At 30.7% G+C, this 13,483-nt stretch carries 12 protein-coding genes and 2 pseudogenes; 3 read left to right on the forward strand and 11 right to left on the reverse strand.

What is annotated here, in order from left to right; all coding sequences use genetic code 11:
* Window positions 1–206: 206 nt before the first annotated feature.
* The 4 genes from cobA to CD121_RS09350 form a co-directional block, all read right to left on the reverse strand.
* Entirely contained in the window at window positions 207–1,139 is a 933-nt protein-coding gene (cobA, locus tag CD121_RS09335) for a uroporphyrinogen-III C-methyltransferase (RefSeq protein WP_017637734.1), read from the reverse strand.
* Entirely contained in the window at window positions 1,130–1,444 is a 315-nt protein-coding gene (nirD, locus tag CD121_RS09340; protein ID WP_017637733.1) for a nitrite reductase small subunit NirD, read from the reverse strand. The genes cobA and nirD overlap by 10 nt, the downstream gene beginning before the upstream one ends.
* Before the next feature lie 2 nt (window positions 1,445–1,446).
* Window positions 1,447–3,852 (reverse strand): nitrite reductase large subunit NirB, encoded by a 2,406-nt coding sequence (gene nirB / locus CD121_RS09345; protein WP_126568030.1) that lies wholly within the window; start codon window positions 3,850–3,852, stop codon window positions 1,447–1,449.
* Between the two features lie 70 nt (window positions 3,853–3,922).
* Entirely contained in the window at window positions 3,923–4,642 is a 720-nt protein-coding gene (locus tag CD121_RS09350) for a sirohydrochlorin chelatase (RefSeq protein WP_126568032.1), read from the reverse strand.
* Window positions 4,643–4,945: 303 nt separating this feature from the next.
* On the opposite strand from CD121_RS09350, the gene nikA reads away from it, so the two are divergent.
* Together nikA and CD121_RS09360 are read left to right on the forward strand one after the other, a co-directional pair.
* Window positions 4,946–6,424: a nickel ABC transporter substrate-binding protein gene (gene nikA, locus CD121_RS09355; protein WP_371683227.1), complete on the forward strand. Its 1,479-nt coding sequence runs from the start codon at window positions 4,946–4,948 to the stop codon at window positions 6,422–6,424.
* Between the two features lie 282 nt (window positions 6,425–6,706).
* A pseudogene (locus CD121_RS09360) lies at window positions 6,707–7,084 on the forward strand (transposase); the annotation flags it as partial.
* 32 nt (window positions 7,085–7,116) lie between these two features.
* Here CD121_RS09360 and CD121_RS09365 read toward each other — a convergent pair.
* The 7 genes and pseudogenes from CD121_RS09365 to CD121_RS09395 all read right to left on the reverse strand — a co-directional run bounded on the left by CD121_RS09365 (window position 7,117) and on the right by CD121_RS09395 (window position 11,896).
* Window positions 7,117–7,653, reverse strand: a complete 537-nt coding sequence (locus tag CD121_RS09365) for a GNAT family N-acetyltransferase (protein WP_017637728.1) — start codon at window positions 7,651–7,653, stop codon at window positions 7,117–7,119.
* 152 nt (window positions 7,654–7,805) lie between these two features.
* Window positions 7,806–8,624: a formate/nitrite transporter family protein gene (locus tag CD121_RS09370; RefSeq protein WP_017637727.1), complete on the reverse strand. Its 819-nt coding sequence runs from the start codon at window positions 8,622–8,624 to the stop codon at window positions 7,806–7,808.
* 206 nt (window positions 8,625–8,830) lie between these two features.
* Window positions 8,831–9,016, reverse strand: a complete 186-nt coding sequence (locus CD121_RS09375) for a hypothetical protein (RefSeq protein WP_017637726.1) — start codon at window positions 9,014–9,016, stop codon at window positions 8,831–8,833.
* Window positions 9,017–9,100: 84 nt separating this feature from the next.
* Complete coding sequence (locus CD121_RS09380) at window positions 9,101–9,571, reverse strand: SRPBCC family protein (protein WP_119623082.1); 471 nt, start codon at window positions 9,569–9,571, stop codon at window positions 9,101–9,103.
* A 157-nt stretch (window positions 9,572–9,728) separates the two neighbouring features.
* Window positions 9,729–10,718 (reverse strand): annotated as a pseudogene (locus CD121_RS09385) (metal ABC transporter solute-binding protein, Zn/Mn family); the annotation flags it as partial.
* A 196-nt stretch (window positions 10,719–10,914) separates the two neighbouring features.
* Entirely contained in the window at window positions 10,915–11,514 is a 600-nt protein-coding gene (locus tag CD121_RS09390; RefSeq protein ID WP_017637723.1) for a DsbA family protein, read from the reverse strand.
* 22 nt (window positions 11,515–11,536) lie between these two features.
* Complete coding sequence (locus CD121_RS09395) at window positions 11,537–11,896, reverse strand: DUF4467 domain-containing protein (protein WP_017637722.1); 360 nt, start codon at window positions 11,894–11,896, stop codon at window positions 11,537–11,539.
* A 290-nt stretch (window positions 11,897–12,186) separates the two neighbouring features.
* Between CD121_RS09395 and CD121_RS09400 the strand changes: the two genes are divergently transcribed.
* A complete protein-coding gene (locus tag CD121_RS09400; RefSeq protein ID WP_046467059.1) occupies window positions 12,187–13,434 on the forward strand; it encodes an aminoacyltransferase in 1,248 nt (415 codons plus the stop codon).
* Window positions 13,435–13,483 lie beyond the last annotated feature (49 nt).

Here is a 13,483-nt window from a genome sequence, read left to right on the forward strand (position 1 = left end):
CACAAACTTTTTATATTAGGGAAAGTCCTAATTGAAGGTATAAATCCCCTATGATTTTTTATAATCTTTCAATATTCTTTTTAATAAAAAAAGACCACCTCTTATAGGTGGCCATACTGAAGTCTAAGACAAAGATATAATGTACTCTCTTTTTATTATTGAGTTAGTCATATTTAGGGCTAGCTCCCAAAGGAACAATATAGAATCTAGACTTTAATAAATTGATGATAATATTGATTTTTGATTTTTTCATATAATTGTTGTTGTGAAATATGGTATTTGTCTTTATTTTTTACTTCAATTATGCAACCATATCCTTCATCACTTAATATTTCGCATTTTTCCATTGCTCTTCCTTTTTCCCCTTGGACAATGTAAAAAGGTTGGTCTGGTTTACTATCAATTTTAGATTCCACATAGTTAACGATATCTCCAATAATACAAACGCCTGGCATACCTTCAAGTTGATGAGATTTTATCTTTTGTTGAATATCGCTTAATGTTCCAATAATTACTTTTTCATCAAATAAGGAAGCTCGGAAAATAATAGCGATTGGAAAATTGATATCACTGAATTGTTGTATCTGATTTATTATTTTTGGAAGTCGTTTCACTCCCATATATATTGCTAATGTACCTTTATTAAGGAGCGGAGTAATATCCAACTGATTTTCTTGATTATCTTTAAAATGACCAGTTGAAAAAGTTACGTTTTTAGCTATACTTCTCATCGTCAACCCAATATTCATGGATTGTGCAGCAGCACTTGCAGAAGTTACTCCTGGAACTATTTCAAAATTGATATCTAAATCACTTAGTGTCTCAACTTCTTCATGTAAACGTCCAAATATCGCTGGATCTCCGCCCTTAAGTCTCACAACATGATTGTGTTCTGAAGCTGCTTTAACCATGAGTTGATTAATATTATCTTGTTGAATATGTTTGGTATAAGGTTTCTTTCCTACATCTACAATTTCTATTTCAGGTTTAGCATACTGTAAGATTAATGGATTTACCAATCTGTCATATAGAATAATATCTGCATTTTCTATAAGACGTTGTGCTTTCTTAGTTAGAAAATTAGGATTACCTGGTCCAGCACCTACTAAATATACTTGACCATAGTTACTTACAGACATATGAATATATCTCCATCGATAATTTCCACAGGATAAGTTTCTACACAACCGGTATCTGGTTCTTGCACATTACCAGTAGTTAAGTCTATTTTTTGGTCATGTAATGGACAATAAACAAAATCTCCACTTACTGTGCCTTCTGATAATGGTCCTTGTTTATGTGGACATACATTATTCACTGCAAAAATTTTACCTTCATTCGTTAAAAACAAACCAATTTCTTTATCTTTTACAATTACTTTTTTTCCAATGAGTGGTGTTAATTCATTCAAATTAGAAACTTTAATCTTTTCCATACTTTTCATAACTATACCCTCTCAACTTCAAAGATTTTTTGTGATGCTTTGTCATTTGCTATTGCTTGCCATGGTTCTTCTTTAATTGCTTGTTTAGCATCCATCACTCTATCGAATAAAGCTTGTTGGCGTTCAGGGTCCAATAAAACTTCTTTTACATTTTCAAATCCAAGACGTTCTAACCAAGGCGCTGTTCTTTCAGCATATATACCAGTTTCACGATAATATTGCATTAACGCACCGCACACACGTATTACGTCATCTTCGGTTTCTACCGTAGTTAAGAACTGTCCTTTTGTTACTTCAGTTCCTCCATTGCCACCAATATATAATTGGTATCCATTTTCAACAGAAATGACACCAAAGTCTTTCACACCAGATTCTACACAACTTCTAGGACATCCTGATACGCCCATTTTAAATTTATGAGGTGTATCAATATATTCAAAGGTTTTCTCTAATCTGATACCTAATCGTGTTGTATATTGCGTTCCAAAGCGACAAAATTCTTTACCAACACAACTTTTAACGGATCTTGTTTTTTTACCATATGCTGAAGCAGAACGCATACCTAAATCTTTCCATACTTGTGGAAGTTCATCTTTTTTCAATCCATATAACCCAACACGTTGTGATCCTGTTACTTTTACAAGAGGTACATCATATTTTTTAGCAACTTCACCAAGTCTAATTAATTGATCTGCATCTGTCACACCGCCACGCATTTGAGGTATTACAGAGAAAGTACCATCATTTTGAATATTTGCATGATATCTTTCATTTGCAAAACGTGATTCTTTTTCATCTTTATGTTCATATGGATATACCATATTCAAATAGTAATTAATAGCTGGACGACATTTAGGACATCCATTTTTATCTTTGAAATCAAGGACATGTCTAACTTCTTTTGATGTTTTTAAACCTTTTGCTCTAATTTGAGTTACAATTTGATCACGTGTTAAATCTGTACATGCACATATTCCTGAAGGTTTAGCGGCAACAAAATCATCACCTAAAGCATATTGTAAGATTTCTCCTATTTGACCTTTACATTTACCACATGAATTACCTGCTTTTGTTGCTTTAGTTACTTCATCTACAGAAGTTAGTCCGTTCTCTTTAATAGCTTTGACAATAGTGCCTTTGTCTACACCATTACATCCACATATTGTTTCATCATCAGCCATATCTTCTATAGAGTTACTAGCTTCCTCTCCACCTTTAGTTAATAATGAAACTAATGTATAATCTTCAATTGATTCGTGCTTTTTCATCATATTGTAAAATCGTGAACCATCATCTGTATTTCCATATAGTACTGCACCAACGACTTCGCCATCTTTTAGAAATACTTTTTTATAGTTATTATCTACACTATTAAAAATTTCAATGCCTTTAATTTCAGGTGATTCAACTATTTGACCGGCGCTGTATAAATCACAACCAGATACTTTTAATGACGTAAATGTTGTTGAACCTTTGTAACCTTCTGTGTCATTATCAGTTAAATAGTCAGCAAGTACTTTACCTTGTTCATATAATGGTGCAACTAATCCATAAACTTTACCTTGGTGTTCAGCACATTCTCCTACAGCATATATATTAGGGTCGCTCGTTTGCATCATATCATTGACTACAATACCTCTATTTACTTCTAAATCACTTTGTTTAGCTAATTCAGTATATGGTCTTATTCCAACAGCCATAACAACTAAATCCGCTTCTAAAACACGTCCATCAGCTAAACGTACAGCTTCAACATCTTCTTCACCTAAAATTTCTTTTGTATTAGCTTGTAATTCAAAATTCATGCCTTGCTTTTCTAAGTCAGCTTTTAACATTTGTCCAGCTTTTGCGTCTAGTTGCATTTCCATAAGCCATTCAGCTAGATGAATTACCGTTACTTCCATACCTTGGTCTAGTAAACCTCTTGCACATTCTAAACCTAAAAGTCCCCCACCAATAACAATTGCATGTTTTTTAGATTTAGCAATTTCCATCATGCGTTTAGTATCATCAATTGTTCTCCATCCAATGACACTTGGAAAATCAGAACCTTTGATTGGTAAAACAAATGCTTTAGATCCAGTTGCAAATATACATTGATCATAATCAACTTCGATGCCACTCTCTGTCATAACTTTTTGCTTATTACGATCTATTTTAATAGCTGGGTCATTATTAATAAGTTGGATATTATGCTCATCATACCAATCGTATGAATTCATTATCGTCTCTTCTACTGACATTTTATTTTGTAAAATATTGGATAACATAATTCGGTTGTAATTTGGATATGGTTCCTTACCGATAATAGTAATATCAAAACGTTCATCGTCTCTTTCAAGAATCTCTTCAATCGTTCTCAAACCTGCCATACCATTTCCTATCATCACTAATTTCTTTTTAGCCATAAATATGCCCCTTTATCACTTGTGAATAGTTTTTATTAAAGGATTGGATAATTAGGCACATAGATTTTTCTTATACATATAATGCTTCGAATCGTTCTCTAATAATTAATTTAAGTGAACCATGAAAGTTAATTGAAGGTGTGATGTGTAGATTGCAGTGAATAGGCATCTCATCAATCACTCCTTTCACTTTGTTGACTAATCTGCCGTCAAAAAAGAACAAAGGCACTATAATAAGTTCATCATATTGTTTTGATATTTCTTCTAAGTCATTTCTAAATGTTAATGCACCGTACAATGTGCGTGCATACACAGGTTGTTTCGAATCAACTGCTTCTACAAAGTCTTTAAGTTCATCATGAGCCTTTGTAAATCGACCACTACCATTACCATGTGCGATAATAACAACCGCTGCGTTAGAATCATCGGATAATTTAACATCATCAATTCTTCTTTCAACTAATGCTTTCATATATGGATGTGTTCCTAACGGTTCACTAATATGACTAGAGATATTCGGATACTTATTTTGCATTTTCATTAAAATATCTGGAATATCACTCATATAGTGCATTGCACTAAAAATAAGTAATGGTACAATTCTAAATTCTTTAATACCTTGATGAATCATTCTTTCCATCGTTAATTCTAAACTTTGTGTATCACTCTCTAAAAATGCTAATTCATAATGGTAGTCTTCGTCTTTCAATAAAGTTGCAATAAATTCTGCTAAGGCCTTATTCTGATTTCCTTTTCTCATACCATGTGCCACTAAAATATTGCCTACCATAAAAACCAATCCTTTCACCTTGAATTGTAAACTAATTTCATGTGTTTTTGTGATTATTTTCACATTTTAAGGAAAAATCAGGGAATCCCCTTATATAACAAGTATTATTTATATAGGTTTTTTGGTCTTATAAAAAGCTATGAATAAAGATTTATTTTACATGAAATAAGATATATAATTGAATAGTTGGTTGTTAATATATTACACAAGTAATCACTATTCTAAATGAATAGTCATATACATAATGATTCGCACCTAATTATTAATTAACAACTTAATCTATTTTCATATTAGAGAGGAGATATGTTCGTGAAAAGATTTACCTTTTTAATTATTATTGTATCTTTTATTTTAGCGAGCTGTAGTAATAATAACGCTTCTAAAAAGGATACTTTAAATGTTGAGATACCGTTAAAAACAACATCTATTGCACCTTATGAAACTGACGTACCTGTCAAAGTTGGAGCATTAGAATCTTTATTTAAAATGTCTAAAGACGGTAAAGTGAAACCTTTGTTAGTAAAATCATACAAGCAAAAATCTAATGACACATTAACACTTACACTTAAAGACAACATCAAATTCCAAAATGGTCATAAATTAACTGGTGATGCAGTGAAACGAAGTCTTGAACAAGGTATAGAAAAGAGTGATTTATTAAGAGGTTCATTACCAATAGATAACATTACTGCTAAAGGTCAAAAAGTGACTATCAAAACAAAAGAACCTTATCCTGAATTAAAATCAGAACTTGCTAGTCCATTTGCTGCTATTTATGATACGAAAGCAAAAGAAAAAGTCGCTGATCAACCTGTTGGTACAGGTCCTTATAAAATTGACAATTATAAACGTTCACAAAAAATTGAACTATCAAAATTCAAAGATTATTGGCAAGGTAACCCTAGATTAAGTAAAATTAACGTCACTTATCATGAAGATGGTAACACTCGTGTTAGTCACTTACTATCTGGCAAATCTGACTTAACAACAGACGTACCAATCGATCAAGTCAATGATGTAAAGAAATCTAATAAAGCAAATATCCAAAGTACTTCAGGTTTCCGAACTCATTTATTACTTTATAACCATGACAGTAAAAAAATGAATAAAAATGTTCGTGAGGCCTTTGATTCAGTCATCAATCGTAAAGAAATAGCGAAAACTATTTCAAAAAATTATGCTAAACCGGCATCTGGACCTTTCAATAGTAGATTGAAAAATATTGATGAAGGTAAAGTTCAACCTCAAGATATTAACAAAGCTAAAAAATTATTGGCTAAAGAAGGATATACTAAATCTCATCCATTGAAAATAAATATGGTAACTTATGATGGTCGACCAGAATTACCTAAAATAGGACAAGTCATTCAGTCTGAAGCTAAAAAAGCTAATATTGATGTAAAACTTCGAAATGTGGATGATATTGAAGGTTACTTAAAAGATAAAAATGCTTGGGATGCATCGATGTATAGTTATTTAACTGTCCCTAGAGGAGATACTGGTTACTTCTTTAACACTGCTTATTTACCAAAAGGTGCTAACAATAAAGGAAACTATGATAATAAAGATGTCACTCAACAAATCAAACAACTTAATCAAACATTTGGTCAATCTCAACGTGAACAAATGACTAATAACATTTTGAGAACATCCAACAAAGATATTCCAAATAGTTATATTACTTATAATGATCAAATTGATGGTGTAAGTAAGAATGTTAAAAACTTTAATGTTACACCAGAATCAATTTATTTAATTAATTATAAAGTAGATAAGAAATAAATATTAAAAGAAACTAGGACATAAATCCTAGAAAAATAGCCAGTAAATGAGTTTATCCAAAAAACTCATTTACTGGCTTCTTTATTTATAATACTTCGTATTATCGGCTCGCTTTCTTAGGGGACAGCTTCAGCCTGTAGTCTTCAGCTTGTCCTGTTCCCTCAAGAGTCTCGCCAAAATACATCGTATTTATATGTAATTTTACACCAAAACAATTTTAAAAAATAAGTCCCCTTCGTACAATTTAATAAACATCACTAAACAAACTTAACGAGATACCTTATGTATAAAAATCATAACATGACTCAACTTACACTACTAATGGAAACTTCAGTTCTTATCCCCACAAATTATATGTCACGACATGTTAATAAAATCGTTGAAACTATTCCACATAATGAATTCGATGAATTCAAACATCATCGTGAAACCATATCATATCATCCTAAAATAATGTTGAAAGTCATTTTATATGACTATACACAATTTGTATTTTCTGGTAGTAAAATAGAAAAATTACTTAACGATAGTATACGAATGATGTGGCTTTCACAAAATCAAACGCCTTATACATTTGTATGGAAAAAGAGTTTTCAAAATTATGAATCCAAAATGAATAAAGATTCTAAAGCACTTTATCATGAACTAGTGACAAATCAGTTCGGAACTTATTAGTTCCGAGCTTTTGAATTTTAAAATGGTGGTTGACCTAATATTTTTTCTTCAAAGCGTTCAGGAATTAAAATTTTTCTCATGATAACGCCTAAATCGCCATCGTCATTTTCATGCTTTGCATAAATTTCATAGCCTCTTTTTTCATAAATACTTAATAACCATGGATGTAAACGTGCTGACGTACCTAACGTCACCGCTGCTGCTTTTAATGTATCTCTTAAAAAATCTTCTTCTACATATTTCAATAACTGACTACCATAGCCTAGTCCATCAAATTCTGGTTTAGTTGCAAACCACCATACAAATGGATAACCAGAAATACTTCTAACACTTCCCCACGGATAACGAACCGTAATTGTTGAAATAATTGTATTATCTAATTCTAATACGAAAGTTGTATTATTCTTGATATTATCTTTGACCATTTCAATGCTAGCATTGACTGATGGCCAATCTATACCTAATTCTCTTAAAGGTGTAAAAGCCTCATACATTAATTGGTGAATTTCTTTAGTGTCTTTCTCGTTTGCAATTCTTATAATGACATTACTCATCTTATTCACGTCCCCATTTTTCTCATTTCATGATTTTAAGCGTAAAAAGAAATGAGTATATAGTCAATTAACTTGATTCAGCTTACATTAATTTCTAAAAAAAGCATAAGTCGTTCAATGTTTATTATGAACGTTTACGCTTTATTATCAATTTATTTTAATTGATTTCTTTGGCCATTTAGATACGCATAGACTAATCCTACAAAAATACCGCCACCAATGTAGTTACCAATTAAAGCAAATACGATATTTTTCAAAACACCTAAACCTGATAAGGCATCTATATTAAAAAATAACATCCCTGAAAATAGTCCTGCATTGAAAACAACGTGTTCATATCCCATGAATACAAAAACAACAACGCCACATGCAATAAAGAACGCTTTAGCCAATCCTTCTTTAAATTGCATAGAAACAAATATTCCAATATTAATGAAGAAATTACAGAAAATACCTTTAACTAGAATAGTTAACCACGTGGACGCTTCTGTTTTCTTATGTACTGTTTCAGTTAATGCACTTGTCATTTCTGGAGTCATAATATGTGCATATTTCATTAAGAAAAATAAAATGATGCCCCCAATAATGTTGCCAATAAAACAAAATGTAAATATCCAAATCATCTTATTTAAGCGAATCGCTTTATAATACCAACCTACAGTTAAATACATAAAGTTACTAGTAAGTAATTCTGAATTGGTCAATACGATTAATACTAAGGCTAAACTAAATGCAATAGCGCCTAATAAATTAATCAACCCATCAATATGTGTAGATGCAAATTGTGTTTTAATGGCAAGCATAAACACAGTAACAATGGCTAACAAAAAACCAGCCATCATTGATTTTAAAGCATATCTCATAGGTGTTTTATCAGCCATCACTTCTTTCATTTGTGTTTGGCCGACGATTGTTTCTATAATCTCTTTCGTCACATATGTATCCTTAGTGCTTTTACGATTTTCTATCATTTCTATCCTCCATAAATATCTCACTCTTTATTCTAACCACACTTATTATATGTGGAATTAAAGATAAAAAATAGAGGCAAATCTACTAAAAATTAAAGTTTCACTATAATTAAACTACTTTTCATTTTGATAAATAGCAAAAATACTACCTACATCAACAACTATGACGTAGGTAGCTAATATTCTTATGTTTAGTAATTAATACATTATTTTGCTTTTCTTTTTAATTTAGCAAAGTAATGTAATCCTGTAGCAAAAATACCATATCCTAATAATGTTCTTAATACAAAGCGTAAATAACGATTAGATATACATTTTGAACTAACAGTTATAGCTGAGACTAAATGTGTTAATGAGTATAATACTAATACAATAAGATATCTTTTCTTCATTTAAAATCTACCTCTTCTTTTGATTTGTTTATACCTATATTATACATCACTCATCCAACACTAAATGGTACAATTCGTTAACAATTATGATTCTAATAATTTTTCTAGTTGATCTAATGTTGAATTCATACCTTGTTCGACACCCATATCAAGCGCTTGTTGAGCAGCATCTTCTGTTGGGAAGACTGACGTCGATGTTACTGTTGTTTGATTGGGTTTTTCTTCGTTAAATTCGATAACAATATGCATACCTGGCATACTTGTATCCTTTTCCCCATCAGGTGTAGCAAAGAAGTCTAAATACTCTATATAATTCGGTTTCTCAACTTTTTTATACTCGGACAAAGTGTAACTTGTCATGCTAGGTGTATGAATTGCGAAAAACGCGTGCCTACCTTCTTCGACATTAAATTCAAATACTTCAGTTGAAGCGCCTGCAGGGTGAAACCATTGCTTAAATAAATCCTCTTGAGTATAGGCATTGAACACTTCATGTATTGTACCTTTAAATGTTCTTGAAAAAATGATTTTATTTTTATCAATGTTAATAGTCATAGTCCATCTCCTAATTCATTATGTTTTAACCAGTTTAATCATAGCAAAATATAGATATGGTTACTAAAGAATTTATTTATTAAAAAAGCACTTCAAAAGTTAAATGCTTGGCTAACTTTTAAAGTGCTTAATATAGGTTTAGGGGGTAGATCTATTAGTGATGATGCTCATGCTCATCGTCTTTGACTTTAATCTTACTATCTAATGCTTTTTTAATATTTTTAATATTTTCTTTCATTAGGGATTGATAAGATAGTCCTTTTTCATTTTGTTGTTCTTTTGTCACTGATTCCATATTATTAAATTTCAATGGTTTAGCATCAGTTTCTTTTCGAATCGTTTCAGTGATTTTATTTGATACATTTTCTTCATATAAAATATATTCCACTTTATTCTTTTTAATTTCTTTTACTATGTTAGTTAAATCTTTTTGAGATGGATCTTCAGCACTCATATTTTGTACACCTACTTGTTTAAATCCATATCTATTAGATAAGTAACCTAAAGATTCATGTGATATAAATACTGCATTACCTTTTTTACCTTTAGTAGCATCTTTCATATTTTTATCAATATTCTCTAAATCTTTATTTAATTTCTTATAGTTCTTTTCATAATATTCTTTATGATCTGGATCTTTTTTCACAAGTTGGTCTTTAATTTCTTTAGCAAATGTTTGGTCCATTTTTGGATCTAACCAAATATGTGGATCATATTTACCATGATGGTGTTCTTCTTCTCCATGATCTTCCTCTTCACCCTCGTGATGATGGTGATCTGCTAATAAATCGTTCTTGCTAATTTTATCTTGTAAAGATAATTTTTTATTATCATTTTTGATTGTTGAAGCTACTTTTTTTGCGACTGGATCTAAATCATCGCCTGTATAGATGAATAAATCTGATTTAGCTGCATTCAACATGTCTTTTTGTGTTGGTTCATAACTATGTAAATCAGCACCTGCTGGATAAATTGATTTTACATCAACATGCTTTCCACCAATTTGTTCTGTAAACGACTTAAGTGGATATACCGTCGTGCTAACTTTGAGCTTATCTCCTTTGTTGTTAACACTATCGTTGCTGCAGGCTGCTAGTGCAAATATCATTAGAGGAATAAGAATTAATAAACTTAGATTTTTTTTCATATCGCTTCTCCTAAATAGTAATTATTACGATTAATTATTATATACCTTCTTTCTTTAAAAAACAAGTCCCTGAAAATACTTTTATATACTTATTATGTCTTTATGTATATTTAAATTTATTTATTCGAATACTCAATTTATTTTTGATATATAAAAAACTGCTAGCAAAGCAGGTCGCTTTGTTAGCAGTTCAATATTAATTCTCTTTTAAGACTTTATCATATTCTTTGAAATGATATGGATCTTCAATTTTCTTTCCTTTTATAAATACTGTAGGTGCTGTAGAAATATGATGTTCTTTGGTATCTTTTTTATCTTTTAAAGCTGCTTTCCATGATTGACTATTCTTGGTTTTATATTCCTCTTTGATTTTCTCTTTTTGATCTGAGGTAATATTAAGATGATTAATTTGTTGGTCAACCACCTTTTCAGTAATCCACTGTTTCTTTTCATCTTTTTGGTGTTCGAACATTAATTTTTGAAATTCTAAATAAGATTTAGGGGCAATTTGTTGGACAGCATGCCCTGCTCGGGATCCTATAATTGAGTCTTTACCTAAAAATGCCATATTTACATATTTAATTTTAGCTTTATTTTTGTCTAAATAATGGTCTTTAAGTTTAGGCATGACATTTTTCTCTACTTTTTTACAGTAAGGGCATTTAAAGTCACCATAAATGACGATAAGTGGTTTGCCATCTTTTGTTGCCTCGGGTGCTTTTTCTTGTTCTTTACCGCAACCACTAATTAACACAACAATTAAACATGCGCTTATTATTCCTATTAACTTTTTCATTGTTGCTCCTTATAACTAATAGCTAATGCATATTTTCTTCTTTGTAATCAGGATCATGTTGTTGATAATAACCTTTTGAATTGAAATTTTCTTTATATTTAGCTTTCTTGCCTTTAAATTCATAAGTGTAGTAATGTACTTCTTCATCATCGTTTAAAGGTTTATAAGCCAAAATGACATATTTTCCTTTATCGTACACATAAATGTTAGCATCCTTTTTATCAAAGTGTTTAACTTCGTCGCCAGCATCTCTTTTAGCTATTTTTGATTGTTTCTTTTCTTGTAATTTAACTGCTTTATCAATTTTGTCAGTATACTTACCGCTACTACATCCAACTAATACAAGCGTCAATACAGCAATAACTGCCACTATCTTCTTCAATATATTCACTCCCGATAATATGAATCACTTTATATGAAATCTTGTTTTAAATCCGTGTCATCTTTCACTTTAAATTTTATCACAGAATTCATAGCATCACAGTAATATTTAACGTAAAAATAACGATTTTAAAGCTTTTTTTAAATTTAATTAAATACTTAGTATTTGTTTTATCGTACAAAAGTATGACGCTATTTTTTATGTTATGATGTGTAATGTTTGCAGGAATTTGATAATATGAATATTAACGATTCATTTAATAGTTCTATTTCTAGAGGGGAAGATATATATTGAAATTTGTTAACTTAACATCAGAGGAGTTTGGTAAATTTACAGCCGAACATTTCTCACATTATACACAATCAAGTATCCATTACGATAATCGTAGTGAGATGAAAGGAGACGTCCATCTTGTCGGCGTAAAAGACGATCAAGATGAAGTTATCGCTGCTTGTCTTTTAACAGAAGCACGTACGTTAAAATTCTTTAAATATTTTTATACACACCGAGGACCAGTGATGGACTTCAAAAATTTATCACTTGTTCGTTTCTTCTTTAAATCTTTAACATCATATTTAAAAAAACATAATTGTTTATACGTACTTGTAGACCCATATATTCTTGAAAATGTTAGAAATGCTGACGGTGAAATTTTAACATCTTACGATAACCGTGCATTTGTTAAGACAATGGAAGACCTAGGTTATAAACATCAAGGTTATACTGTTGGATATGATTCAATGAGTCAAATTCGTTGGCTTTCTGTATTAGATTTAAAAGATAAAACTGAAGATCAATTGATGAAAGAAATGGATTATCAAACACGTCGTAATATTAAAAAGACTTACGAAATGGGTGTTAAAGTAAGAACGTTACCTATTGAAGAAACAGATACGTTCTTTGATTTGTTCAGAATGGCAGAAGAAAAACACGGTTTCAAATTCCGTGAAAAACCTTATTTCGAAGAGCTACAAAAGACATACGAAGATCAAGCTATGTTGAAACTTGCTTATATTGATTTGCAAGAATATCTCACTACTCTAGAAGATAAACATAAAGAATTATCAAAACAACTTCAAGAAGTAGAAACAGCGTTACAAGAAAATCCTAATTCTAAGAAAAACAAAACGAAACATACTCAAGTTAAACAACAACATGATAGTAATGAAAGAAAAATCAATCAGACAAAAGATGAAATTGCTCAAGAAGGCCAAGTATTGAATTTAGCTGCTGCAATATATATTTATAATGACCATGAAGTATATTATTTATCAAGTGGTTCTAATCCAAAATATAACCCTTATATGGGTGCATATCGTTTACAATGGGAAATGATTAAATTCGCTAAAGAACATAACATTGATCGCTATAATTTCTATGGTATCACTGGCGACTTTAGTGAAAATGCTGAAGATTTTGGTGTGCAACGCTTTAAAGAAGGCTTCAATGCTGATGTCTATGAATATATTGGCGACTTCATCAAACCTATTAAACCAGTATTCTATCAAGTAAAAGAACTTCTTGAAAAAAGAAAATAGCACGTTTATTTCCAACTTAATAACATATAAAAACCCAGTGAGATTAAAT

Source organism: Staphylococcus pasteuri, assembly GCF_003970495.1.
GTDB lineage: Bacteria > Bacillota > Bacilli > Staphylococcales > Staphylococcaceae > Staphylococcus > Staphylococcus pasteuri.